The 23,083-nt window shown below is 63.7% G+C and carries 21 protein-coding genes; 11 read left to right on the top strand and 10 right to left on the bottom strand.

Features of this window, described 5'->3' with window-relative positions:
• Positions 1-26 precede the first annotated feature (26 nt).
• Entirely contained in the window at positions 27-593 is a 567-nt protein-coding gene (locus O3300_RS22355) for a sigma-70 family RNA polymerase sigma factor (protein WP_305054154.1), read from the top strand.
• Positions 590-1,342 carry a hypothetical protein gene (locus O3300_RS22350; RefSeq protein ID WP_305054153.1) on the top strand — a complete coding sequence of 251 codons (753 nt, stop codon included), beginning with the start codon at positions 590-592 and terminating at the stop codon, positions 1,340-1,342. The genes O3300_RS22355 and O3300_RS22350 overlap by 4 nt, the downstream gene beginning before the upstream one ends.
• A gap of 6 nt (positions 1,343-1,348) precedes the next feature.
• On the opposite strand, the gene O3300_RS22345 is transcribed toward O3300_RS22350, so the two are convergent.
• On the bottom strand, positions 1,349-2,494 hold the full coding sequence (locus tag O3300_RS22345; RefSeq protein ID WP_251350105.1) for an MFS transporter: 1,146 nt from the start codon (positions 2,492-2,494) through the stop codon (positions 1,349-1,351).
• Between the two features lie 283 nt (positions 2,495-2,777).
• On the opposite strand from O3300_RS22345, the gene O3300_RS22340 reads away from it, so the two are divergent.
• The 7 genes from O3300_RS22340 to O3300_RS22310 all read left to right on the top strand — a co-directional run bounded on the left by O3300_RS22340 (position 2,778) and on the right by O3300_RS22310 (position 11,070).
• Positions 2,778-3,545, top strand: a complete 768-nt coding sequence (locus tag O3300_RS22340) for a gamma-glutamyl-gamma-aminobutyrate hydrolase family protein (RefSeq protein WP_305054152.1) — start codon at positions 2,778-2,780, stop codon at positions 3,543-3,545.
• Positions 3,546-3,625: 80 nt separating this feature from the next.
• Complete coding sequence (locus O3300_RS22335; protein ID WP_034788700.1) at positions 3,626-4,996, top strand: glutamine synthetase family protein; 1,371 nt, start codon at positions 3,626-3,628, stop codon at positions 4,994-4,996.
• A 12-nt stretch (positions 4,997-5,008) separates the two neighbouring features.
• Entirely contained in the window at positions 5,009-6,469 is a 1,461-nt protein-coding gene (locus O3300_RS22330; protein ID WP_305054151.1) for an aspartate aminotransferase family protein, read from the top strand.
• Between the two features lie 137 nt (positions 6,470-6,606).
• Positions 6,607-7,755 (top strand): ABC transporter ATP-binding protein, encoded by a 1,149-nt coding sequence (locus O3300_RS22325; RefSeq protein WP_305054150.1) that lies wholly within the window; start codon positions 6,607-6,609, stop codon positions 7,753-7,755.
• A gap of 7 nt (positions 7,756-7,762) precedes the next feature.
• Complete coding sequence (locus tag O3300_RS22320) at positions 7,763-8,704, top strand: ABC transporter permease subunit (protein WP_251350108.1); 942 nt, start codon at positions 7,763-7,765, stop codon at positions 8,702-8,704.
• Positions 8,701-9,546 (top strand): ABC transporter permease, encoded by an 846-nt coding sequence (locus O3300_RS22315; RefSeq protein WP_289900133.1) that lies wholly within the window; start codon positions 8,701-8,703, stop codon positions 9,544-9,546. The genes O3300_RS22320 and O3300_RS22315 overlap by 4 nt, the downstream gene beginning before the upstream one ends.
• Positions 9,547-9,582: 36 nt before the next feature.
• On the top strand, positions 9,583-11,070 hold the full coding sequence (locus tag O3300_RS22310; RefSeq protein ID WP_305054149.1) for an aldehyde dehydrogenase: 1,488 nt from the start codon (positions 9,583-9,585) through the stop codon (positions 11,068-11,070).
• 54 nt (positions 11,071-11,124) lie between these two features.
• Here O3300_RS22310 and panB read toward each other — a convergent pair whose 3' ends face one another.
• The 6 genes from panB to O3300_RS22280 form a co-directional block, all read right to left on the bottom strand.
• Positions 11,125-12,000: a 3-methyl-2-oxobutanoate hydroxymethyltransferase gene (gene panB, locus O3300_RS22305; RefSeq protein WP_305054148.1), complete on the bottom strand. Its 876-nt coding sequence runs from the start codon at positions 11,998-12,000 to the stop codon at positions 11,125-11,127.
• 120 nt (positions 12,001-12,120) lie between these two features.
• The gene (gene folK, locus O3300_RS22300; RefSeq protein ID WP_099666346.1) at positions 12,121-12,609 is read right to left on the bottom strand and encodes a 2-amino-4-hydroxy-6-hydroxymethyldihydropteridine diphosphokinase; all 489 of its coding nucleotides are present in this window, start codon (positions 12,607-12,609) and stop codon (positions 12,121-12,123) included.
• A gap of 8 nt (positions 12,610-12,617) precedes the next feature.
• A complete protein-coding gene (gene pcnB, locus O3300_RS22295) occupies positions 12,618-13,991 on the bottom strand; it encodes a polynucleotide adenylyltransferase PcnB (RefSeq protein ID WP_289900135.1) in 1,374 nt (457 codons plus the stop codon).
• Positions 13,984-14,655: an HAD family phosphatase gene (locus O3300_RS22290; RefSeq protein WP_099668341.1), complete on the bottom strand. Its 672-nt coding sequence runs from the start codon at positions 14,653-14,655 to the stop codon at positions 13,984-13,986. Before O3300_RS22290 ends, pcnB begins: the two co-directional genes overlap by 8 nt.
• On the bottom strand, positions 14,655-15,323 hold the full coding sequence (gene hda, locus O3300_RS22285) for a DnaA regulatory inactivator Hda (protein WP_058048421.1): 669 nt from the start codon (positions 15,321-15,323) through the stop codon (positions 14,655-14,657). Before hda ends, O3300_RS22290 begins: the two co-directional genes overlap by 1 nt.
• A gap of 77 nt (positions 15,324-15,400) precedes the next feature.
• Entirely contained in the window at positions 15,401-16,483 is a 1,083-nt protein-coding gene (locus O3300_RS22280) for an AI-2E family transporter (RefSeq protein ID WP_305054147.1), read from the bottom strand.
• 188 nt (positions 16,484-16,671) lie between these two features.
• On the opposite strand from O3300_RS22280, the gene purM reads away from it, so the two are divergent.
• Entirely contained in the window at positions 16,672-17,715 is a 1,044-nt protein-coding gene (gene purM, locus O3300_RS22275) for a phosphoribosylformylglycinamidine cyclo-ligase (protein ID WP_305054146.1), read from the top strand.
• A 64-nt stretch (positions 17,716-17,779) separates the two neighbouring features.
• Here the strand turns inward: purM and O3300_RS22270 are convergent, their stop codons facing one another.
• Entirely contained in the window at positions 17,780-19,111 is a 1,332-nt protein-coding gene (locus O3300_RS22270; RefSeq protein WP_305054145.1) for an MFS transporter, read from the bottom strand.
• A gap of 124 nt (positions 19,112-19,235) precedes the next feature.
• Positions 19,236-20,852, bottom strand: a complete 1,617-nt coding sequence (locus O3300_RS22265) for a GMC family oxidoreductase (protein ID WP_305054144.1) — start codon at positions 20,850-20,852, stop codon at positions 19,236-19,238.
• Positions 20,853-21,015: 163 nt separating this feature from the next.
• Between O3300_RS22265 and O3300_RS22260 the strand changes: the two genes are divergently transcribed.
• On the top strand, positions 21,016-21,852 hold the full coding sequence (locus O3300_RS22260; protein ID WP_251350116.1) for an IclR family transcriptional regulator: 837 nt from the start codon (positions 21,016-21,018) through the stop codon (positions 21,850-21,852).
• On the opposite strand, the gene O3300_RS22255 is transcribed toward O3300_RS22260, so the two are convergent.
• Positions 21,849-23,075: a 6-phosphofructokinase gene (locus tag O3300_RS22255; RefSeq protein WP_305054143.1), complete on the bottom strand. Its 1,227-nt coding sequence runs from the start codon at positions 23,073-23,075 to the stop codon at positions 21,849-21,851. The genes O3300_RS22260 and O3300_RS22255 overlap by 4 nt on opposite strands.
• Between the last annotated feature and the right edge of the window lie 8 nt (positions 23,076-23,083).

Genomic DNA, 23,083 nt, shown 5'->3' with positions numbered 1-23,083 from the left:
CGCGCAGTTCGGCTACACTGTTTCGCATGCCCGACACCCTCATTACCGCGACTGATGAAGACCTGATGCTGCGCTACAGCGCCGGCGACCTGCCGTCGTTTCGCGAATTGTACCGGCGCCATAGCCAGGGACTGTACCGATTCGTGGCCTGGCGCGCGCCGCGCCGCGCGTGGGTGGACGAGATCGTGCAGGATGCGTGGGCCAGCCTGCATGCGGCGCGCGCCGGCTACCAGCCGCAGGCCGCGTTTCGCACCTATCTGTACCAGATCGCGCGCAACCGCCTGATCGACCTCCTGCGCCAGCGGGAAGGACAGGAACACGATGACGCGGGCGAACTGGCGGACGAGGGCGCATCGCCGCCGCAATCGCTGGAGCAGAAACAGCAGCACGCGCTGCTGCATGCGGCCATCGCCGCGCTGCCGGCCGAGCAAAAGGAAGCGCTGGTGCTGCAGCAGTTCAGCGGCATGAGCATCCTCGACATCGCCGTGGTGACGGGGGCGGAAGCGGAAACCGTCAAGAGTCGGCTGCGCTACGCCATGCAGAAATTGCGCGCGGGCTTGGACAGCGCCGCTGGCGTGGGAGGACAGGCATGAATACGTACAATCAAGATAACGACGAACGGCACGACGAGGAATTGAACGCGCTGCTGGCCAGCCTGCCGCAGCCCGCGCCGTCCAGCACGCTTGATGCGGCCATTCTGGCGGACGCGGAAAAAGCCTTGCAGCAGCTGGCGGCCGCGAACGACAGCGCCGATGGCGTGCTGCGCACCTTGCCCGCCAAGCAAGCACCGGACTACCTGCAGCGCTGGCGCGTTCCGCTGGGACTGGCCGCGGCCGTGCTGTTGACGGTCAACCTGATCGGCGTGGACTGGTTCGGCTCGAAGCCGGCGCAATTTCCCGTGGTCGGGGAGCCGGTCACGCAGGAGGTGATGCCTGCCGCGGCGCCGGTGCCGCAGGCTGTCGTCTCCAGTGCACCCATGCACGCACCGGCGTCAGCGCCGCGCGCCATGGCGGTAGCCAAGTTAGCGCCGACGGCTGAACTGGCAGCATCGCCGCCACCGCCGCCACCCACGGACATGCATCAGGCGATGGAGCCGCAAGCCGCCATGCAGGCCGAGGCCAGCACGCAGCGCGCGCTGGCCAAGCCCGCGCCCGTCGCGGCCCGCTCCGCGCCGATGCCGCCGCCCGCAAAGCTTGACGCTTCCGTGTGGCTGGTGAAGATCGACGCCTTGCTCAAGGCGGGCGAAGGGGCGCTGGCGCACGAGGAGTGGACGGCGTTCCGGCAGGCGTATCCCGATTATCCCGTGGCCGAGGAATTGCAGCGGCGCCTGGAAAAGAAGTAGCGGAAGTTAAACGATCCCCTTCCTGCGTTCCCACACGGCGCTGCCCACGAAAATGGCGGCGCACACCCACATCACGGCCGGCAGCGCGTTGACGCCCACCGATTGCATCAGGACGCCCGTCAGCAGGGGGCCGCCACCGCTGGTCACGCCCCAGGTGGCGTTGACGATGGCGCTGGCGCTGGTCAGCGACAGTCCCGTGAAACGTTCGCCGCAGGCCACCAGCGCCAGCATGTAGATGCCGCCCGCCGCCGCGCCCAGCAACAGCAGCAAGGTCCACCACAGCCACGGCGTGCCGACGGCGAACGGCAGCAGCGGCAGCAGCAGGCAGACGGCCACGCCGCAGCCCGCGTGCACTTTGGCGCGGCCGAAGCGGTCGGCCATCCATCCGAGTACGAATTGCAGGCCCGTGTCGCCCACCAGCACCACGGTGGCTGACAGCAGGGCCAGGTCCGTGCCGATGCCGTGCTCCATCGCGTACAGGGGCAGCAAGCTCAATGCCAGCGTGTCGAACAGGGCGAAGAAGGCGGCGCCCAGCACGATCATCGGCATGCGCGGCAGGATCAGGGTCCACTTCACGCCATGTTCTTCCGGTTCGCGTTCCGGGCCGCTGTTCGAGATCAGCATCAGGCCCGGCACGGCCAGCAAAAACAGCAGGCCGCAGGCGGCGAAGCTCCAGCTGATCTTGTCGTTGAACAGCGCCACGAGGGCAGGGCCGATCAGCTGAAAGAAAGTAAAACTGGTGGTGTACATGGCCACCACGCGGCCGCGCGAATTATCGGGCGCCAGGCGGTTCACCCACGCCTCGCCGATGGTAAACAGCACGCCCATGGCGCCGCCGAACAGGAAGCGCAGTACGCTCCACGCCAGCAGGTGGTCGGTGAACTGCATCGCGATCGTCGCCAGCGACGCCACCCAGACGGCGCCCAGCATGGTGGCGCGCGCGCCGAAGCGTCCCACCCAGCGCGAGACGAATGGCGAGGCGGCCAGGATGCCGAGGGCGCTGACGGCCGTGATCATGCCGATGATGTCCGTGCCCACGCCGCGCTGGTGCAGGGTCAGCGCGGTGAGCGGCATGGTGGCGCCCAGGCCCAGGCCCACCACGCCGATGCTCACCACGAGAGCGAAGAAGTCGCGCCATGGCATGTGCTTCATGGCTGCTCCCGCAGGGGGGAACAGGTATTTGGAAAGGCTGGGAAACGGTGTGGATGCATGGGAAAGTAGGGGACTTTGCCGGTGGCGCTGGTATTTGGCGCCGGACGGGCATATGATGATTTTAACAAAGGCAATATTGCAAAGCCGTAGTGTAGGCGATGTGTGCCGCCGCTGGCCACGGCCATCGGTGTGGCCGCCCCTGCCGGCTCTGCTGTACAGTGAAGCGAGCGGCAGCGCCGTCATGGGCTGTCATTGGATCGTCACGCCAGCGAGGTAGCACTCTATGCGCCGTCCCATCGTTCTCGTCCCCGCCTGCCAGCGCCAGCTTGGCAGCCACGCCTGGCACATGGCGCAGGACAAATACCTGCACGCCGTGTTGCACGGCGCCGGCTGCATGCCGCTGCTGCTGCCCGCCCTGGGCGCAGCTGCGGACCTGGAAGCGGCGCTGCACATCGCCGACGGCGTCATGCTGACAGGTTCCGCCTCGAACGTCGACGCGCGCCTGTATGGCGAAGACATCCTGCATCCCGACCTGCCGCAAGACCCCGCGCGCGACGCCACCACCTTGCCCTTGATCCGCGCCGCGCTGGCGCGCCAGCTACCCTTGCTGGCCATCTGCCGCGGCTTCCAGGAAGTCAATGTGGCCCTTGGCGGCAGCCTGCACCAGGCCGTGCACGCCGTGCCGGGCATGCAGGACCACCGGGAGAACGTGCTCGATCCCCTGGCGCGCCAGTATGCGCCCGCGCACCGCATCAAGTTGATGCCCGACGGCCTGCTGTCGCGCCTGCTGGGCGGCGAGAGCGAGATGATGGTCAATTCCCTGCATGGCCAGGGCGTCGCCCGGCTGGCCGATGGCTTGCTGGTGGAAGCCCTGGCCGACGACGGCCTGGTGGAAGCGTATAGCGTGGCCAGCGCCGCCGGTTTTACCCTGGCCGTGCAATGGCACCCGGAATGGCAGGTGGAAGACAATCCGCAGTCCATGCGCCTGTTCGATGCCTTTGGCCAGGCTTGCCGCGATTACCAGGAACAGCAGCACAGAAAGGAAAGATAACAGGCAAGGATGACAGGTGCGCCGCACCAGCACCATGCGGCGCTTAATCAGGAAAAGCGCAAGACCAACGAGAGGGAAACATGGCAATACGCGAAAATTTCACCTATACGGATATGGATTTGTGGCTCAATGAAAAGCGCGTCACGGAAATCGAATGCCTGGTGCCCGATTTGACGGGCGTGGCGCGGGGGAAGATCCTGCCGCGCGGAAAATTCACCCAGGAGCGCGGCATGCGCATCCCGGAAGCGGTGCTGGGCATGACGGTGACGGGCAATTACCCGGTCGACGACGGCGGCTACGACCGCGCTATTTCCAGCACCGACCGCGACATGATCTTGAAGGCCGATCCCACCACCATCACCATGGTGCCGTGGGCTACCGATCCTACTGCGCAAGTCATCCACGACTGCTATTTCGCCGACGGCATGCTGGTTGATTTCGCCCCGCGCTCCGTGCTGCGCCGCGTACTGAAGCTGTATGCGGACAAGGGCTGGAAACCTGTGGTGGCGCCGGAGCTGGAGTTCTACCTGACGGCGAAAAACACGGACCCGGACCTGCCCTTGAAGCCGCCGATTGGCCGCAGCGGCAGGGCCGAGACGAGCCGCCAGGTGTACAGCATCGACGCCGTCAACGAGTTCGACCCGCTGTTCGAGGATATCTACGATTACTGCGAACTGATGAACCTCGACGTCGACACCTTAATCCACGAGATCGGCGCAGGGCAGATGGAAATCAACTTCCTGCACGGCGATCCGCTGGGCCTGGCCGACAAGGTGTTTTTCTTCAAGCGCACCCTGCGCGAAGCGGCCCTGAAACACGATATGTACGCCACCTTCATGGCCAAGCCCATGGCGGGCGAACCGGGTTCCGCCATGCACGTGCACCAGAGTGTCGTCGATGCGAAGACGGGCCTGAACATCTTCAGCAACGAGGACGGTTCGGCTGCGCCTATCTTCAAGCATTACATCGCGGGCCTGCAGCGCTACATGCCGTCGGCCATGGCCATCGTCGCGCCCTACGTGAATTCATATCGCCGCATCGTGCGCCACACGGCCGCGCCCATCAACATCCAGTGGGGCCTGGATAACCGCACGGTGGGCTTCCGCGTGCCCGAGTCGGGCGTGCAGGACCGGCGCGTGGAAAACCGCATCATCGGCGCCGATGCGAATCCCTACCTGGCCCTGGCCGTTACCCTGGCCTGCGGCTACCTGGGCATGACGGAACAGCTGGAAGCGACGCCGATGATGGTGGGCAGCGCCTACGACATGAAGTTCGAACTGCCGCAAGGCTTGCCCGAAGCCCTGCAGCTGCTGCGCGCGGAAGACAAGCTGCGCACGGTGCTGGGCGAGCGCTTCATCGACGTGTATGCGGCCATCAAGGACCTGGAGCACCAGGAGTTCATGACGGTGATCAGCCCGTGGGAGCGCGAACATCTTCTGCTCCACGTTTAAGAAAGGATCGCAATGAGCACAACCAACCATCCGCTGGCGCCGAGCGCCGCTTTTGTATCCTCCGTGGCGCAGAAAAACGCGGCGCCGCAGGTGTACGACACGGCCGCCATCCAGCAGATGGACTCGGCCCACTACCTGCACCCGTTCACCGATTTCCAGGACCTCGCCAGCAAGGGGGCGCGCGTGATCGTGCGCGGCGACGGTGTCTACCTGTGGGATAGCCAGGGCAAGAAAATCGTCGATGGCATGTCGGGCCTGTGGTGCGTGAACGTGGGTTATGGCCGCACGTCGATCTCGCAAGCCGTGTACCGGCAAATGGAGACGCTGCCCTTCTATAACAGCTTCTTTGGCACGACGAACGTGCCGGCCGCGCAGCTGGCGGCCAAGCTGGCGCAGATATCGCCGCCGCAGTTCGGCCACGTGTTCTTCACCAGCTCCGGCTCCGAGGGCAACGACACGAATTTGCGCATGGTGCGCCGCTACTGGGATATCCTCGGTTACAAGGAGCGCCACACTATCATCAGCCGCCATAACGCGTATCACGGCAGCACGGTGGCGGGAGCGTCGCTGGGCGGCATGGATGGCATGCATGCGCAGGGCGGTATGCCGATACCCGGCATCGCGCACATCGGCCAGCCCAATTACCTGGAATCGGGTCGCGGCTTGAGTCCCGAGGAATTCGGTATCAAGGCGGCTGGCTGGCTGGAAGACAAAATCCTGGAAATCGGCGTCGACAAGGTGGCCGCCTTCATCGGCGAACCGGTACAGGGCGCCGGCGGCGTCATCATCCCGCCATCGACCTACTGGCCCGAGATTCAGCGTATCTGCGACAAGTACGGCATTTTGCTCATCGCCGATGAAGTCATCTGCGGATTCGGCCGCCTGGGGCGCTGGTTCGGCTCCGAACTGTTCGGCATCAAGCCCGACCTGATCACCTTTGCCAAGGGTGTCACCTCGGGCTACGTGCCGCTGGGCGGCGTGCTGGTGGGCGACAGGGTCGCCAAGGTGCTGATCGAGCAGGGCGGCGAATTCACGCACGGTTTCACGTATTCCGGCCACCCCGTGGCCTGCGCGGCCGCGCTGGAAAATATCCGTATCATCGAGGAAGAGCAACTGGTGGCCAAGGTGGCCGAGGATACGGGGCCGTACCTGAAACAGTGCTTCGCCAGCCTGGGCGAACACCCGCTGGTCGGTTATGCGGACAGCTGCGGCCTCGTCGCGGGCCTGAACCTGGTGCGTAAAAAGGGCGCCACCGTGCACGACAACGAGCTGTTCGACGAGGGCCAGGGCGTGGGCATGATCTGCCGCGGCCATATGTTCGACAACGGCGTCATCATGCGCGCCGTGGGCGAGCGCATGATCGTCGCGCCGCCCCTGGTCATGACGCGCGCGCAGATCGACGAGATGGTGGGCTTGATACGGGTGTGCCTCGACAAGACCTATGCGGACGTGAAAGCAAAGGGCTGGGTGTAGGTTTTTGCCCCATTTTGCCGCCATCTGCGCATTTTTTGGACCAGAATCGCGGCAGTTCCGCTAAACTTCCATCCTGGCCGCTCTTTGTAGCGGCCAGTTTTTCATTTTGACACCCTCTTACCCAGAAGCTACCCACAATGACGATAGCAACACCAGCCGCGTCGGCCAGCGACGCCCCAGCGCCTTTTTTGCTGATTGATCAACTGGTCAAGGAATTCGATGGCGTGCGCGCCGTCAATGACATTTCCGTGACGATCAACAAGGGCGAGATCTTCGCCCTGCTGGGCAGTTCAGGTTGCGGCAAGTCGACCCTGCTGCGCATGCTGGCCGGCTTCGAGACGCCGACGTCGGGCCGCATCGCCCTGGCGGGCAACAGCATCGTCGACATGCCGCCGCACCAGCGTCCCATCAACATGATGTTCCAGTCGTATGCGCTGTTCCCCCATTTGTCCGTGTGGGACAACATCGCCTTCGGCCTGCGCCGCGACGGCTTGCCGAAAGCGGAAGTGGCGGCGCGCGTCGAACAGATGCTGGCGCTGGTGCAGTTGGACCAATACGCGAAGCGCAAGCCGCACCAGCTGTCGGGCGGCCAGCAGCAGCGTGTGGCGCTGGCGCGCAGCCTGGCCAAGCGGCCGCAATTGCTGCTGCTCGACGAGCCGTTGGGCGCGCTGGATAAAAAACTGCGCGAACGCACGCAGATGGAACTGGTGAACATCATCGAGCAGGTGGGCGTCACCTGCGTGATGGTCACGCACGACCAGGACGAGGCCATGAGCATGGCGACGCGCATCGCCGTCATGAGCGAAGGGCGCATCCTGCAGGTGGGCGCGCCCGGCGAAATCTACGAAACGCCGAACTGCCGTTTCGTGGCCGACTTCATCGGCAGCGTGAACCTGTTCGATGGCCGCATCACGGAAGACGAACCGGATCACGTGATCATCGATACGCCCGACGGCCGCCAGTATGTCGCGCATGGCATCACGGGCAACCTGGGCATGGATGTCTCGGTGGCCGTGCGCCCCGAAAAAATCGGCATCCAGATCGAGCCTCCCGCCATGGAGGAGCGCGCGTCGCCGGCGGAGCATGGCTACAACTGTGCCCAAGGCGTGATCGTCGCCATGGCGTACTTTGGCAATGAAACCAGTTACCACGTGCGCCTCGACAGCGGCACGGTGGTGAAAGTCTCGCGCACCAACGCGGCCCGCCACGAGGCCGCACGCCTCGAGCGCGAGCAGCGCGTGTGGGTATGGTGGGATGGCGCCGACATCGTCGTGCTGACCAGCTGAGGCCATCATGACGCCTATTTTGCAATTGCTGCGCAATCTCGTCACCCTGCGCTGGATAACGGGGAAAAATGCGGGCCGCAACGTCGTCATCGCCGTGCCGTCGCTGTTCCTGGCGGCAGCCTTCCTCGTGCCTTTCCTGATCGTGCTGCGTATCAGCCTGTCCGACATGGACACGGCGGGCAGCCCGTTCGGCGGCTTGCTGTCGTATGTCGACGGCATCGTCGTGCTGAAGGTGAAAATCGCCAACTACCTGTTCATCGCCGCCGATGAACTGTACCTGCTCACCTACCTCAGCTCCATCAAGTACGCGGCCATTACCACGGCCATCTGCCTGTTTATCGGCTACCCGTTCGCCTACTTCATGGCGCGCGCCAAACCGTCGATCCGCCCCGTGCTGATGATGCTGGTGATGCTGCCGTTCTGGACTTCCTTCCTGCTGCGCGTGTATGCGTGGAAGGGCATCCTGGCCAATCACGGCTTGCTCAACGACCTGCTGATCGCGCTGGGCGTGGTGAGCGAACCGCTGCACATGATGAACACCTCGTTTTCCCTGGTGGTCGGCATGGTGTACGCCTATCTGCCCTTCATGATTTTGCCCCTGTACGCCAATCTGGTGAAAATGGACATGCGCTACCTGGAAGCGGCGGCCGACCTGGGAGCCACGCCATTGCAGGCGTTCTGGCGCATCACGGTGCCGCTGTCGAAGTCGGGCATCATCGCCGGCGCCATGCTGGTGTTCATTCCGTCCGTGGGCGAATACGTGATTCCCGAGCTGCTGGGCGGCCCGGAAACCCTGATGATCGGCAGGGTGCTGTGGGATGAGTACTTCACCAATAACGACTGGGCCATGGCTTCATCGGTAACGGTGCTGGTGATCCTGCTGATCCTCGTGCCGATGGCCATTTTTAACAAATACAAGACGGACCAGGACGCGGAGGAGCGCACATGAACGGACGTAATTTCCTGCAGCGCTGGTTCGGGCGCGGCTGGCTCTCGCTCGGCTATTTGTTCCTGTACTTGCCCATCATCGTGCTGATCGTCTTTTCGTTCAACAGTTCGCGCCAGGACATGGTGTGGAGCGGCTTCTCGCTGCGCTGGTACCAGGAGCTGATGAGCGACACGGAAATCATCGCGGGTTTCGGTTTGTCCTTGAAGATCGCCTTCATGTCGGCGACATCTTCCGTCATCCTCGGCACGTTCGCCGCCTTCGCCTTGACCAGCTACCAGCGCTTCCGTGGCCGCACCTTGTTCTCGTCCATGGTCAGCGCGCCGCTGGTGATGCCGGAAGTGATCATCGGTTTATCCCTGCTGCTGATGCTGGTGTCCATGCAAAAGGTCTTCGGTTTCCCCGAGCGGGGCGTGCTGACCATCTGGCTGGGGCACACCCTGCTGGGCATGGCGTATGCGGCCGTGGTGGTGCAGTCGCGCCTGCAGGAAATGAGCAAGTCGCTGGCCGAGGCGGCCATGGACCTGGGCTGCCGCGCGCACCAGGTGTTCTTCCTCGTGACCCTGCCGAACATCACGCAAGCCCTGGCATCGGCCTGGCTGCTGACGTTTACCCTGTCGCTCGATGACGTGGTGCTGTCGGCCTTTTTGTCCGGCCCCGGCTCGACGACGATGCCGCTGGTGATCTTCTCGCGCGCGCGCCTGGGACTCGATCCGCGCGTGAACGCCATCGCCGCGCTGACCATCCTCGTCGTGACACTTGCCGTGATCGCGTATGCCGTGATGCTGGCGCGCGCCGACCGACGCCGCCGCAAGCAACTGTCTGCGGCGTATTTGGCGGACTAGGAGTAAGCTGGCGTTTTCATCTTGCAGGAGACGACCATGACGGAAAACACCAGCTGGCACGCACGTGCCGCAGAGATCAAGATCGATGGACGCGCCTTCATCAATGGCGAGCGGGTCGTGGCCAGGTCCGGCCAGACCTTCGACAATCTGTCGCCTATCGATGGGCGTTTGCTGGGGCAGGTGGCGCGCTGCGATGGCGCGGACGTGGATACGGCCGTGCAGGCCGCGCGTGCCGCCTTTGACGACCGCCGCTGGGCAGGAAAATCGCCCGCGCAGCGCAAGCGCGTGCTGATCAAGTTCGCCGACCTGGTGCAAAAATACAGTCCCGAGCTGGCCCTGCTGGAAACCCTGGACATGGGTAAACCGATCAAATACAGCCAGAGCGTGGACGTGGGCGCCACGGCCAACTGCCTGCGCTGGTATGGCGAGGCGATCGACAAGGTCTACGATGAAATCGCCCCCACCCCTGCCAACAGTCTGGCCCTGATCACGCGCGAACCGGTGGGTGTCGTCGCCGCCATCGTGCCGTGGAATTACCCGATGATCATGGCGGCCTGGAAGATCGCGCCCGCCCTCGCCGCCGGCAACAGCGTGATCTTGAAACCATCCGAAAAATCGCCGCTGACGGCCCTGCGCCTGGCCGACATCGCGCTCGAAGCCGGCGTGCCGGCAGGCGTCTTCAATGTGCTGCCCGGCTATGGCCACGAGGCGGGCGCCGCGCTGGCACTGCACGTGGATGTCGATTGCATCGGTTTTACGGGTTCCACGCGCACGGGAAAATTAATCGTGCAGATGGCGGGCCAGTCGAATCTGAAACGGGCGTGGACGGAACTGGGCGGCAAGTCCGCCAACATCGTTTGCGCCGATTGTCCTGACCTGGACAAGGCCGTGGCGGCCGCCGTCGGCTCCATCTTTTTCAACCAGGGCGAAAGCTGCAATGCGCCCTCGCGTTTGTTCGTGGAAGAATCGATCAAGGACGAATTCATGGCCAAGGCATTGGCCATGCTGCCCCGTTTTCAGCCGGGCGACCCGCTCGATGAAGCCACCGTCATGGGGGCCATCGTCGACGCCACGCAGATGAAGACCGTGATGGACTATATCGCTTCCGGCAAGCAGGAAGGCGCGCAGCTGCTGGGCGGCGGCGAGGCCGTGCGCCTTGATACGGGGGGCTACTATGTGCAGCCCACCGTCTTCGGCGTGGACGCCGGCATGACGATCGCGCGCGAAGAGATATTCGGGCCCGTCTTGTCCGTGCTGGGCTTTACGGATATTGCCGAGGCGGTGAAACAGGCCAACGCCACGCCGTACGGCTTGCAGGCGGCCGTGTGGACGTCGGACATCACCAAGGCCATCCAGACGGCGCGCGCCCTGCGCGCGGGCACCGTGCACGTCAACCAGTACGACGGCGACGATATCACCGTGCCGTTCGGCGGCTACAAGCAGTCGGGCAACGGGCGCGACAAATCATTGCACGCGCTGGACAAGTACACGGAGTTGAAGACGACGTGGATACAGGTGGGGTAAAGCGAAGCGCTGTCGGCCTGGCGCGCAGCGCGCAGGCCGACAGGCGGAATGACATCAGAAGCAGTGTTCCAGCGCCGGGAAGCTGCCATTCTTGACGGCTTTGACATAGCCGATGACGGCGTCGTCGATGCTGGCCGCGCCTTCCATGAAGTTGCGCACGAAGCGTGCCTTGCGGCCTGGGAAGACGCCCAGCATGTCGTGCATGACGAGGACCTGGCCCGAGCAATCGGGACCGGCGCCGATGCCGATCGTGGGGATCGTCAGCATCTCGGTCACTTCCTTGCCCAGTTGCGACGGCATCGCTTCCATCAGCACGATGGCGGCGCCCGCGTTTTGCAGCGTCAGCGCGTCGTTCTTCAGCTCCGTGGCGCTTTCCGTGCTCTTGCCCTGCACTTTATAGCCGCCCAGTTGGTGCACGAATTGCGGCGTCAGGCCGATGTGGGCGCAGACGGGGATGCCGCGCTCGGTGAGGAAACGGACGATCTCGGCCAGCCAGGCGCCGCCCTCGATCTTGATCATGTGCGCGCCAGCCTGCATCAGGATGACGGCGTTGGCATAGGCTGTCTCGGGCGTGCCATAGGCGCCGAACGGCAGGTCGGCGAGGATCATGGCCGACTTGCTGCCGCGCGCCACGGATGCCGTGTGGTAGGCCAGTTCGGCCACGGTGACGGGCAGGGTGGAGCTGTGGCCATTGCAGACCATGCCGAGCGAATCGCCGATCAGCAGGATTTCCACGCCGCAGCGGTCCATCAGGGACGCGAAGCTGGCGTCATAGCAGGTCAGCATGGTGATCTTCTCGCCGGCGGCGCGCAGCGTGGCCAGCGTATGGATGGTCACGGCCTTGTTGGCGACAGGCTTGGATGGCGCCGGTGCCGGTGCGGCGGCCTTGTCTTTGGCTGCCAGATCTGTTCCTTGCAAATAAGCGGACATAGGTATTCTCTAGAGTGAAAGGGGGTGATGCGATTGCGACGCCGCTAGTGTAGTACTTTATGCGGCGCGCTGCAGGAGCGGCATTGTAGAGGATGGGAGCGAGATGGCGCAGAGGCGGGGTCAGAGCTGGCTGATGGCCTGGTCGGCCACGCTTGCCAGGTAGTCCTGCGCCGGCCCCAGGCCGGGCACGGCGATGGCTGGCGCCAGGGCCAGCAGCGGCACCAGCACGAAGGCGCGCTCGGTGAGGCGCGGATGCGGCACCGTCAGGGTGGCGCTGGCGATCTGCTCGTCGCCGTACAGCAGCAAGTCCAGGTCCAGCGTGCGCGGGGCGTTGCGGTAGGGCCGTTCGCGCCCGTGCGCCGCTTCGATGGCGTGCAGGGCCAGCAGCAGTTCCTCTGCCGGCACGGTGGTGCTGATGCGCGCCACGGCGTTGATGTAGTCGTCGCCGCTCGAATCGATGGGCGCCGTGCGGTAGCTGGCCGAGGCGTCCAGCAAGCTGGCGCCGGGCAGGCGCGCCAGGCGCGCAAGCGCATCCTGCACGTTGGCGCGCGCGTCGCCCAGGTTCGCCCCGATGCCGATATAAGCGATAACTGCCGTTGCTGTCTGCATGGCTGCGTTTACTCGCCGCTGGTGCTGCCGCTGGTCGAGCCGCCGGTGCCCGTCTTGCTGCGCGTGCTGCGGCGTGGCGGACGCTTCTTCTTGACGGCGCCCGGCGCGGCATTGGCGCTGACGAGCAGCGCTTCGCGCGTTTCCTCGTCGCCTTCGTAGAAGGCCGTCCACCATTCGCCGATGTCCATGTCGATCTCGCCCGAGGCGCAGCGCAGCAGCAGGAAGTCGTAGCCGGCGCGGAAGCGCAGGTGCTCCAGCAATTTATACGGCGCCTTGCCGACGCGGCGCTCGAAGCGCGGCTGCATCGACCAGATGTCGCGCATGTCGGAGCCGATCTTGCGCTGCAAGGCCAGTTTTTCCGTTTGCGAATCGAGCACGTCGTCGGCCGCCAGGTGCAGCGCGGGGATCGTCGATTCGCCGGCGGCGCGGTAGGCCGTCCATTTTTCCAGCACCTGGTGCCACAGCAGCGAGGCAAACAGGAAGCCTGGCGAGACGGTCTTGCCGGCGGCGATGCGGGCATCGGTGGCGTCCAGCGCCAGGGTGACGAATTTCGCGCCCAGCGGCTGCTCCAGCACCACGTCGAGCAGCGGCAGCAAGCCGTGATGCAAGCCTTCCTTGCGCAGCTGCTGCAGGCAGGCCAGCGCATGGCCGCTCATCAGCAGTTTCAGCATCTCGTCGAACACGCGCGGCGCGGGCACATTGTTGATCAGCGGCGCCATGACGGGGATCGGCGCGGCCGTATGCGGCTCGATGGTGAATTTCAGCTTGGCGGCGAAGCGCACCACGCGCAGCATGCGCACGGGGTCTTCGCGGTAGCGCTCTTCCGGCTTGCCGATCATGCGCAAGGTCTTGGCGCGGATGTCTTCCACGCCGCCGTGGTAGTCCAGCACTTCCTGCGTGGCCGGGTTGTAGTACATGGCGTTGATGGTGAAGTCGCGGCGCAGCGCGTCTTCGTGCTGCAGGCCGAAGGTATTGTCGCGCAGGACGCGGCCATGTTCATCCTTGGGCGCGGAATCGGCGCCCGCGCCGCGGAAGGTCGTCACTTCCAGCAAATCCTGGCCGAACATCACGTGTACGATCTGGAAGCGCTTGCCGATGATGAAGGCGCGGCGGAACAATCGCTTGACCTGTTCCGGCGTGGCGTTGGTGGCGATGTCGAAGTCCTTGGGTTTGACGCCCAGCAGCAGGTCGCGCACGGCGCCGCCGACGACAAAGGCCTCAAAACCCGCTTCCTGCAGGCTGCTGGTGACGCGGATGGCATTCGACGACACCAGTTTCGGGTCGATTCCGTGTTGCGCAGGACCGAGCACGATGGGGGCCGTGGTGTCGCGCGCTGCCTCTTTTTTAACGCCGAGGATCTTGCGGATGAATTTTTTAATCATTGAATAAGTGGAGTGATGGCCAGCCGTGGAGGGATGCGTGTGCGCTCAAAGCGGTATTGGGATTGGTCGCGACAGGGTGGGTCACGACCGACAGCAAGGGAATGTCGTTGTGCGAATCGCTGTAAAAATAGCTGCGCTCGAACTGCCCCAGTTCCTTGCCCATTTTTTCCAGCCAGGCATGGGTGTGGGTCAGCTTGCCCGCGCCCAGGGTCGGCGTGCCCACCAGCTTGCCCGTGACATTGCCTTTGTCGTCATACTCGGGCATGGCGGCCAGCAGGTGTTCGACGCCCAGCGCATCGGCGATGGGTTTGGTGATGAAATGGTTGGTGGCCGTGACGATGGCCAGCAGGTCGCCCGCGTCCTGGTGCTGTTTCAGCAAGGCTACGACTTCGGGGCGGATGGCCGGCATGACCACTTCGGCCATGAATTGCTTGTGCAGCGCTTCCAGGCGTTCGCGCGGAAACTGCGCCAGGGTGCCGAGCGAAAATTCCAGGTATTCCACCGGATCGAGCGTACCGGCCTGGTATTGCGCGAAAAATTCGTCGTTGCGACGGGTGAATTCGGCGGCGTCCACGGCACCGATGCGTACCAGGAATTCGCCCCACTCGTGATCCGAGTCGATGGGCAGCAGGGTGTGGTCGAGGTCAAACAGGGCCAGATTCATCATTCTTTCGCTTCCGCCTGCAGCAACTCGCGCAACAATGGCAAGGTGATCGGGCGTTGGGTTTCAAGGGAGTAGAGGTCGAGAGAGTCCAGCATCGTCGACAGCGAACGCATGTCGCGCCGGAAATGGGACAGCAGATAGGGTAACACGCCGGGCGACAAGGTCAAGCCGCGGGTGGTGGCCGCCTGGGTCAGGGCGGCGATTTTTTCATCGTCGGTCAAGCCGTGGATTTGATAGATCAAGCCCCAACCCATGCGTGTGCGCAAGTCTTCGCGCACGGGCAGCACGGCTGGCGGCACGGCGCCGCTGCACACCATGAAGGCCTTGTTGGCGCGGATTTCATTGAACAGGGCAAAGGCATCGATCTGCGCCAGCGGCGACAGCTTTTCGCAGTCGTCGAGCAGGTACAGGTCGACGTCGGGCGAATACACGAATTCGGACTCGATCGAGAATGGCGAAATGTAGCGCGCGCGCTCGGTGCTGGCCAGGGCCTTGAGCAGATGGCTCTTGCCGGCGGCCAGTTCGCCCCACAGGTAGGCAAAATGTTCGCGCGAAGTGCGCGCGGCGAACTGGCGCATCAGCTGCGCCACTTCGGCATTCTGTCCCACCTCGAAGGTATCGAGGCTGTGCGCCTGGTCTGTGCCTAAATCGAGCACCAGTTGTTTCATGGCGTACGCCTTGTCCTGTTTTTCATTACTGCTTGTGCATCATTGGTATTGCCAGGTTGATATGATATCCGCTTTTATTATGCATTATAGAAGGTGCTGGACAGGTAGTGGCGTCTTAGATGCTTAAAAGCGACCATCAACACGGCAGAAGCGGGTAAAGCGAGCAGTACGCCGACGAAACCAAACAGTTGCCCGAAAGCCAATAAGGCGAAGATCACGGCCAGCGGGTTCAGGCCGATGCGCTCGCCCACCAGGCGCGGCGTGAGGAAAAAGCCTTCGATGACCTGGCCGCAGCCGTAGATGACGGCCACGGCGATCACGCCGCTCCAGTCGGCGAACTGCAGCAGGGCAGCGATCAGCGCCAGCATCAGCCCCAGGCCGAAGCCCAGGTAGGGGATGAACACCAGCAAGCCCGTGATGATGCCCACAGGCAATGCCACTTCGAAACCGGCGATGGCCAGCGCCGCCGAGTAATACGTGGCCAGCACCAGCATGACGAGCAGCTGGCCGCGCAGGTATTGCGCCAGCAGGGTATCGACTTCCTGCGCCATGCCTACCGTGCGGCCCACCCAGCGGCGCGGCACGGCGCCGGCGATGCGCGCCAGCATGGGATGCCAGTCCAGCAACAAGTAAAACAGCACGACGGGAATCAGCACCACGGTGGCCAGCCAGCCCAGCACGGCCGTGCCGCCGATGCGGGCCGAGGCCAATACCGTGCTCCAGATTTCATCGCCGCTGGTGGCCATCTGCTGGCTCAGCATGCGTTTGATGCCCGTGCCATCCAGGCGCACGCGGATGCCCAGGTCGCGCAGTTTCGGCGCCAGGAACTCGTTGGCCTTGCTGAGAAATTGGGGAATCTGCGCCTGCAGCAAGGGAATTTCCTTCTGCAGCACGGGCACGACGATCAGCACCAGCGCCGTAATGGCGAGGAAAAACAACACTACGACGACCAGCACGGCCAGCGGACGGGGCAGGTAAAAGCGCTTGTAATGCAGGCGTTGCAATCGGTCCACGCCGGGATTGAGCACGTAGGCGAGGATGGCGGCGGCCAGGAAGGGCGTCAGGATGGGGCCCAGGCTGACGAGCAGCAGCAGGAATGCCAGCCAGACCGCGATCCAAAATGCTGTTTGCTTCTGTTCGGCGGTGATGGCGAATGGCATGGAGTTTGTACTGTTGCGTTAAAAAAAGGCAGTTAATTACGAAATGACGGGGCAGTTTGATAAAATAGCGACTTGATCGACCGAATTCACCCGCTGGCGTCCTGCCGCACGATGTTGAAAAACATGCTTGCGCGCGCGTGCCGGCGGGTATCCGCCTTCTATTTTACCGCCTCCGCTGCCACCACACCATGAACCAGACCTCTAATGTTTCCCTTTCCTACCGTGACGCTGGCGTCGATATCGACGCAGGCGACGCTTTAGTCGAAGCAATCAAGCCGTTTGCCAAGCGCACCCTGCGCGAAGGCGTGATGGGCGGCCTGGGCGGTTTTGGCGCCATGTTTGAAATCAGCAAGAAGTACAAGGAACCGGTGCTCGTCTCGGGCACCGACGGCGTGGGCACGAAATTGCGCCTGGCGTTCGAACTGAACCGCCATGATACGGTCGGCATCGACCTGGTCGCCATGAGCGTCAACGACATCCTGGTGCAAGGTGCCGAACCGCTGTTCTTCCTCGACTACTTCGCTTGCGGCAAGCTGGACGTGGCCATCGCCACCGACGTCATCAAGGGCATCGCCCAGGGTTGCGAACAAGCGGGCTGCGCACTGATCGGCGGCGAAACGGCGGAAATGCCGAGCATGTACCCGGCCGGCGAATACGACTTGGCAGGTTTTGCCGTCGGCGCCGTGGAAAAATCGAAAATCATCGACGGCACCAAGATCGCCCCGGGCGACGTGGTGCTGGGTCTGGCTTCGTCGGGCGTGCACTCGAACGGTTACTCGCTGGTGCGCAAGATTATCGAAGTGGCAAAACCGGACCTGGAAGGCGACTTCCACGGCCGCAAGCTGGCCGACGTGCTGATGCAACCGACGCGCATCTACGTCAAGCCATTGCTGGCGCTGATGGACGCCATGGAAGTCAAGGGCATGGTGCACATCACCGGCGGCGGCCTGGTGGAAAACATCCCGCGCGTGCTGCAGCCTGGCCTAGTGGCCGAACTGGACTCGAAATCGTGGACCATGCCGCCGCTGTTCACGTGGCTGCAACAGCACGGCGGCGTGGCTGACGCCGAAATGCACCGCGTCTTCAACTGCGGCATCGGCATGACCGTCATCGTCTCGCAGGAAAACGCGGACGCCGCCATCGTCCAGCTGCAAGCTGCCGGCGAAACCGTCTCGCGCATCGGCACCATCCGTGCGCGTAACGGCGACGAGCACCAGACCATCGTCATCTAAGCTGTCGCACGCATAGAAAAGGCAGGCACTCGCAAGAGGCCTGCCTTTTTTTACGTGCCTGCGCCTACCTTGCGTGCGCCGGCTTCATGCGCCCATCCGGCTGCGAGCCGCCCCTGCCGATCATGGCCACGCTGACGGCCGAGACGAGGGACGCGAACAGGATGTAGCCGACGATGTGCCACGGTTCGCCATTGCCCGTTTTCAGCAGGTAGGTGGCGATGATGGGAGTCAGGCCGCTGGCGAAGATGCCGGAGAACTGGTAGACGAAGGAGATGCCCGTGTAGCGCACCTTGGCATCGAACAGGTCGCAGAACAGGGCCGCTTCCGGGCCGTACACGGCCGAATACAGCACGCCCAGCGGAATGATCACGGAACACCACAGCAGCAGCGGATTGTCGGCGTGGTTCAGCATGATCCAGAAGGCAGGGATGGACGACACGCCCGTGATCAGCGAACCCCAGAAAAACACCTTGGTGCGGCCGATGCGGTCCGACAGGCGGCCGAAGAACGGGATGCAGAAGCACATCACGACGGCGGACGCCATCACGCCCATCAGCGCTTCGGTGCGGGCGATCTTGATGGTATTGGTCAGATAGGTGATGGAAAACACGCCGAAGATATTGAAGAACACGCCATCGATATAGCGCGCGCCCATGCCCTTCAAGACATTGCCCGGATAGCGTTTCAGCAGGTCGAAAAACGGAATCTGCGTCTCCGCGTTCTTTTCCTTGACGGCCTGGAATTCCGGCGTTTCCATCACGTTCAAACGTATCCACATGCCGATGAAGACGAGGGCGGCCGACAGGATGAAGGCCACGCGCCAGCCCCAGGACAGGAATTGCGCATCCGTCAGGCTGTACGACAGAACCGCCACCACGCCGGAAGCGAGGCACAGGCCGATGGCCAGGCCGATCTGCGGCAGGCTGGCATAGAAGCCGCGCTCCTTCGGCGGCGCATATTCATACGCCATCAGCACGGCGCCGCCCCACTCGCCGCCGAGGCCGATGCCCTGCAGCACGCGCAGGAACAGCAGCAGGCCGGGCGCCCAGTAGCCGATGTGGTCATACGTGGGCAGTACGCCGATCAGGAAGGTGGAGATTCCCATGATCATCAGGGTCATCACCAGCATGCTCTTGCGGCCGATCTTGTCGCCGAAGTGGCCGAAGATCACGCCGCCGATGGGGCGCGACAAAAAGCCCACGGCGAAGGTGCCGTAGGCCAGCATGGTCGAAACGAGCGGATCGCCGCCCGGGAAATACAGCTTGCTGAACACGATGCCGGCGACGACGCCGTATAAGAAAAAGTCATACCACTCGATGGTGGCGCCGATCACGCTGGCCATCACGACTTTCCGTAGCTCTTTGGCCTTTTTCGGATTGTTCGGATTGTTATCCATAATATCTAGTCTCCAATCGATATCGATTATGTGTTTTTTGATGCTGGGCTGCTTGCCGAGTCATTGGGGGCGGGCCGGTCTGTCCGCCGTTGGCATCCTCCTTGCTGGGAATGGAACGGGTGGGTCAGGCCGCCTGCGGCAGCCGCACGGCGTCCGCCAGGATCATGTCGGCCGCTTTTTCGGCGATCATGATGGTGGGCGCGTTCGTGTTGCCCGAGACGATTTCCGGCATGATCGACGCGTCGACCACGCGCAAGCCCTGCAAGCCGTGCACGCGCAGGCGGTCGTCGACGACCGCCATGGCGTCATGTCCCATCTTGCAGGTGCCACTCGGGTGGTAGATCGACTGGCTGAAGCGCCGCGCCGCGTCCAGCAATTCCGCGTCCGTCTCGAACTGCGGGCCGGGCACGAACTCGGAAATGATGTGCGGCGCCAGCGACGGCGCGGCGGCGATCCTGCGGGCCACGCGCAGGGCGGCGATCGCCGTGCGCTGGTCGCGCGGGTCGGACAGGTAGTTCGGGTAGATGCCCGGATAAGCGAGGGGATCGGCGGACTTGATCGACACGTGGCCACGGCTGTGCGGGCGCAGCTGGCACACGGACGACGTAAAGGCGGAAAACGGATGCGCGCCTTCGCCCGGCTTGTCGGCGCTTAGCGGCTGCATGTGGAACTGGATGTCGGGCCGCTCCACCTCGGGCGAGGACCTGGTAAACACCGTCACCTGGCTCGCTGCCAACGTGAGGGGGCCGGAGCGGGAAAACACATATTGCATGCCCACCCACAGCTTGCCCCACAGGCTGTTGACTTCATCGTTCAGGGTTTTCAGGCGCGTCTTGAAGACCAGGCGGATTTGCAGGTGGTCTTGCAGGTTCTGCCCCACGCCGGGCAAGTCGTGCACGAGCGGCACGCCCACGTCCGCCAGCAGGGCGCGCGGGCCCACGCCCGAGCATTGCAGGATCTGCGGCGAGCCGATGGCGCCCGCGCATAAAATCACTTCGCCGCCGGCACGCGCCTGGCGCAGCTGGCCATCCTGCCTGTACTCGATGCCGACGGCGCGCTTGCCCTCGAACAGCACGCGCGTGATCTGCGCGCGCACTTCCACGCGCAGGTTGGCGCGCTTGCGGGCCGGACGCAGGAAGGCTTTCGCAGTGCTCCAGCGCAAGCCCTTGCTGGCCGTCTGCTGGAAGTAGCCGACGCCTTCCTGCGTGGCGCCGTTGTAATCGGCATTGAAGGGGATGCCGCTTTCCGTGGCGCCCGCAATAAAATGTTCGGCGATGGGACGGCGCAGGCGCAGGTCCGACACTTTCAAGGGACCGCCCACGCCGTGGTAATCGCTGGCGCCCCGTTCCTGGTCTTCCGATTTCTTGAAATAGGGCAGCACCTCGGCATAGCTCCAGCCGGCATTGCCCAGCTCTGCCCAGCGGTCGTAATCCTCTTTCTGGCCCCGCACGTACAGCAAGCCGTTGAGCGAGCTGGAGCCGCCCAACACTTTGCCGCGCGGCCATTGCAGCTGGCGTCCGGCGATGCCGGCGTCCGCCTCCGTGCGGTAGCACCAGTCCAGGTTCGGGTCGTGCATGGTCTTGAAATAGCCGACCGGCACGTGTATCCAGGGATTGTTGTCCTTGCCGCCCGCTTCCAGCAGCAGCACCTGGTTGCCGCTGTCGTGCGACAGGCGGTTGGCCAGCACGCAGCCGGCCGAACCGGCACCGACGACGATGTAATCATAGTGTGTTTGCAACATTGCTCTTGTCTCCTGCGTTGCGGTATCGCGCCGCCTCGGCGGGCGTTTTTTGCGATACACTGGTCTTTATTGATTATTTTTGGAACGTCTTGTTCCATTTATAAAAGACGTGCAGCACCGGGACAAGCGGAAACAGCCGCATACGCGAGAGGTGAAACAGAACATGCATGATGCGTTTCAAAAACGGCCGGCCGAGGCCGAAGAGGGTAGCCAGGCTGCGCCCAGCACGGCGGCCAGCCATGGCGACGAGGCGCGGGGCTTGCGCGTGCTGCGCCTGATCGAGCACCTGGCCAGCGCCAGCCAGCCCTTGACCCTGTCGCAGCTGGCCGCGCGCATGCAGGTGCCCAAGGCCAGCATGATGCGCTTGCTCGATACCTTGGAGCAACATGGCTATGTGCTGCGCACGCCCGTGGGACGCGGCTACGTGCCCGGTGCCGCGTCCACCAACTTGGCGCTGGCCACCCTGCGCAATAATGCCCTGATCCGCGTGAGCCGCAGCATCCTGGGGAGCCTGGTGGCGGCCACGGGCGAGACGTGCAACTTGGCCATTCCCGAGGGCAATGCGATCGTCTACGTGGACCGCGTGGAAACGCAGGAACCGTTGCGCCTGCACTTGGTGCTGGGCACGCGCGCGCCCATGCATTGCACGGCGAGCGGAAAATTATTCCTGGCGCACATGAATTTGCTGGAGCGGCGCGAATTGCTGGCCATGCTGACCCTGCAGGCGCGCACGCCGAAAAGCATCACGGATCCTGTCCTGCTGGAACGCGAGATCGTGCGCATCGCCCGCCTGGGCATCGGCATCGACGACGAGGAATTCGTGCATGGCATGGTGGCCGTGGCCGTGCCCATCTGCGCGGCCGACGGACGCATCGTGGCGGCCGTGGCCTGCCACGCGCCTGTGGCGCGCAAGTCCGTGGAGCAGTTGCTGCAGCACGTACCGCAGCTCAAGGAGGCGGCCGTCAAGCTGCGGCCGCTGCTGCTGGCGGAAAACAGCTAGGGTTTCAAGACCTTCGCCACCTTGGCCGCGCGCAGGCGGAAGGCGTCCGGCATGCCCGAGCCTAGCAGCGGGCGCAGGTACAGCCGGAAAGCATCCGTCACGTCCGTGCCGCTGGAGCTGATGAATTCGTCTTCCATGGTGCGCGTCTTGCCCGCCACATCGGAAAGTGGCAGCAACTCGTAATCGACGGAATAAAAGCCCGTGCGCTTGATGGCGACGGAACCGTCGCGCTCGCCCCACATGGCGAATTGCACGGCCTTTTCGCCCACTTCGCGGGCTTCGCGTTGATCTACATCAGAGACGCAGCCGATGAAGGAGCGCTGCAGATAGCCGAAGGTATCGCCGCGCACGCGCTTGATGCCCAGTTTCGCCTTGATCTCGTCGCACAACAGGTCGGCCAGCGCGCCCGTGCCGGACAGTTGCACGTTGCCGTGCGCATCGCGCTCGACCGCATTGCCCGCCTGTGTGGCCAGCAGGCTGGCGATCGGCTCGCCCGAGGCATCGTGGATGCCTTCCGAGACGGCAATGACGCAGCGGCCATGTTTTTCATACATGGCCTTCACGTCGGCGAGGAATTGATCCAGCGCAAAGACGCGCTCGGGCAGGTAGATCAGGTGCGGGCCATCGTCGGGGAACTTCTTGCCCAGCGCCGAGGCGGCCGTCAAAAAGCCCGCGTGGCGGCCCATCACCACGCCCACGTACACGCCGGGCAAGGCCGCGTTGTCGAGGTTGGCGCCGGCGAACGCTTGCGCGACGAAGCGCGCGGCCGAGGGAAAGCCAGGCGTGTGGTCGCTGCCCACCAGGTCGTTGTCGATGGTTTTCGGGATGTGGATGCAGCGCAGCGGATAGCCGGCCTTATGCGCTTCCTCGCTGACGATGCGCACCGTGTCGGACGAGTCATTGCCGCCGATGTAAAAGAAGTGTTCGATCTCGTGCGCGCGCAGCACTTCGAAGATTTGCTGGCAGTAGGCAATATCGGGCTTGTCGCGCGTGGAGCCGAGCGCGGACGAGGGCGTGGCGGCCACCAGTTCCAGGTTATGGCTGGTCTCCTGCGTCAGATCGACGAATTCTTCATTGATGATGCCGCGCACGCCGTGCAGCGCGCCATACACGCGCGTGACGTGTTGAAAGCGCCGCGATTCGAGCACCACGCCCACCAGCGACTGGTTGATGACGGCGGTGGGGCCGCCTCCCTGGGCAACAAGAATTTTTCCAGACGGCATGGGATTTC

It is taken from the genome of Janthinobacterium sp. SUN206 (assembly GCF_030587305.1).
Taxonomy (GTDB): Bacteria; Pseudomonadota; Gammaproteobacteria; order Burkholderiales; family Burkholderiaceae_D; genus Janthinobacterium; species Janthinobacterium kumbetense.
The sequence above is the reverse complement of the archived record's forward strand: the minus strand, read 5'-3'. Positions and strand labels throughout refer to the sequence as shown.

Bases quoted from the DNA above. Each gene is read 5' to 3' on its own strand.
- O3300_RS22355 (WP_305054154.1), top strand. From the start codon at position 27: ATGCCCGACACCCTCATTACCGCGACTGATGAAGACCTGATGCTGCGC.
- O3300_RS22350 (WP_305054153.1), top strand. From the start codon at position 590: ATGAATACGTACAATCAAGATAACGACGAACGGCACGACGAGGAATTG.
- O3300_RS22345 (WP_251350105.1), bottom strand. From the start codon at position 2,494: ATGAAGCACATGCCATGGCGCGACTTCTTCGCTCTCGTGGTGAGCATC.
- O3300_RS22340 (WP_305054152.1), top strand. From the start codon at position 2,778: ATGCGCCGTCCCATCGTTCTCGTCCCCGCCTGCCAGCGCCAGCTTGGC.
- O3300_RS22335 (WP_034788700.1), top strand. From the start codon at position 3,626: ATGGCAATACGCGAAAATTTCACCTATACGGATATGGATTTGTGGCTC.
- O3300_RS22330 (WP_305054151.1), top strand. From the start codon at position 5,009: ATGAGCACAACCAACCATCCGCTGGCGCCGAGCGCCGCTTTTGTATCC.
- O3300_RS22325 (WP_305054150.1), top strand. From the start codon at position 6,607: ATGACGATAGCAACACCAGCCGCGTCGGCCAGCGACGCCCCAGCGCCT.
- O3300_RS22320 (WP_251350108.1), top strand. From the start codon at position 7,763: ATGACGCCTATTTTGCAATTGCTGCGCAATCTCGTCACCCTGCGCTGG.
- O3300_RS22315 (WP_289900133.1), top strand. From the start codon at position 8,701: ATGAACGGACGTAATTTCCTGCAGCGCTGGTTCGGGCGCGGCTGGCTC.
- O3300_RS22310 (WP_305054149.1), top strand. From the start codon at position 9,583: ATGACGGAAAACACCAGCTGGCACGCACGTGCCGCAGAGATCAAGATC.
- panB (WP_305054148.1), bottom strand. From the start codon at position 12,000: ATGTCCGCTTATTTGCAAGGAACAGATCTGGCAGCCAAAGACAAGGCC.
- folK (WP_099666346.1), bottom strand. From the start codon at position 12,609: ATGCAGACAGCAACGGCAGTTATCGCTTATATCGGCATCGGGGCGAAC.
- pcnB (WP_289900135.1), bottom strand. From the start codon at position 13,991: ATGATTAAAAAATTCATCCGCAAGATCCTCGGCGTTAAAAAAGAGGCA.
- O3300_RS22290 (WP_099668341.1), bottom strand. From the start codon at position 14,655: ATGAATCTGGCCCTGTTTGACCTCGACCACACCCTGCTGCCCATCGAC.
- hda (WP_058048421.1), bottom strand. From the start codon at position 15,323: ATGAAACAACTGGTGCTCGATTTAGGCACAGACCAGGCGCACAGCCTC.
- O3300_RS22280 (WP_305054147.1), bottom strand. From the start codon at position 16,483: ATGCCATTCGCCATCACCGCCGAACAGAAGCAAACAGCATTTTGGATC.
- purM (WP_305054146.1), top strand. From the start codon at position 16,672: ATGAACCAGACCTCTAATGTTTCCCTTTCCTACCGTGACGCTGGCGTC.
- O3300_RS22270 (WP_305054145.1), bottom strand. From the start codon at position 19,111: ATGGATAACAATCCGAACAATCCGAAAAAGGCCAAAGAGCTACGGAAA.
- O3300_RS22265 (WP_305054144.1), bottom strand. From the start codon at position 20,852: ATGTTGCAAACACACTATGATTACATCGTCGTCGGTGCCGGTTCGGCC.
- O3300_RS22260 (WP_251350116.1), top strand. From the start codon at position 21,016: ATGCATGATGCGTTTCAAAAACGGCCGGCCGAGGCCGAAGAGGGTAGC.
- O3300_RS22255 (WP_305054143.1), bottom strand. From the start codon at position 23,075: ATGCCGTCTGGAAAAATTCTTGTTGCCCAGGGAGGCGGCCCCACCGCC.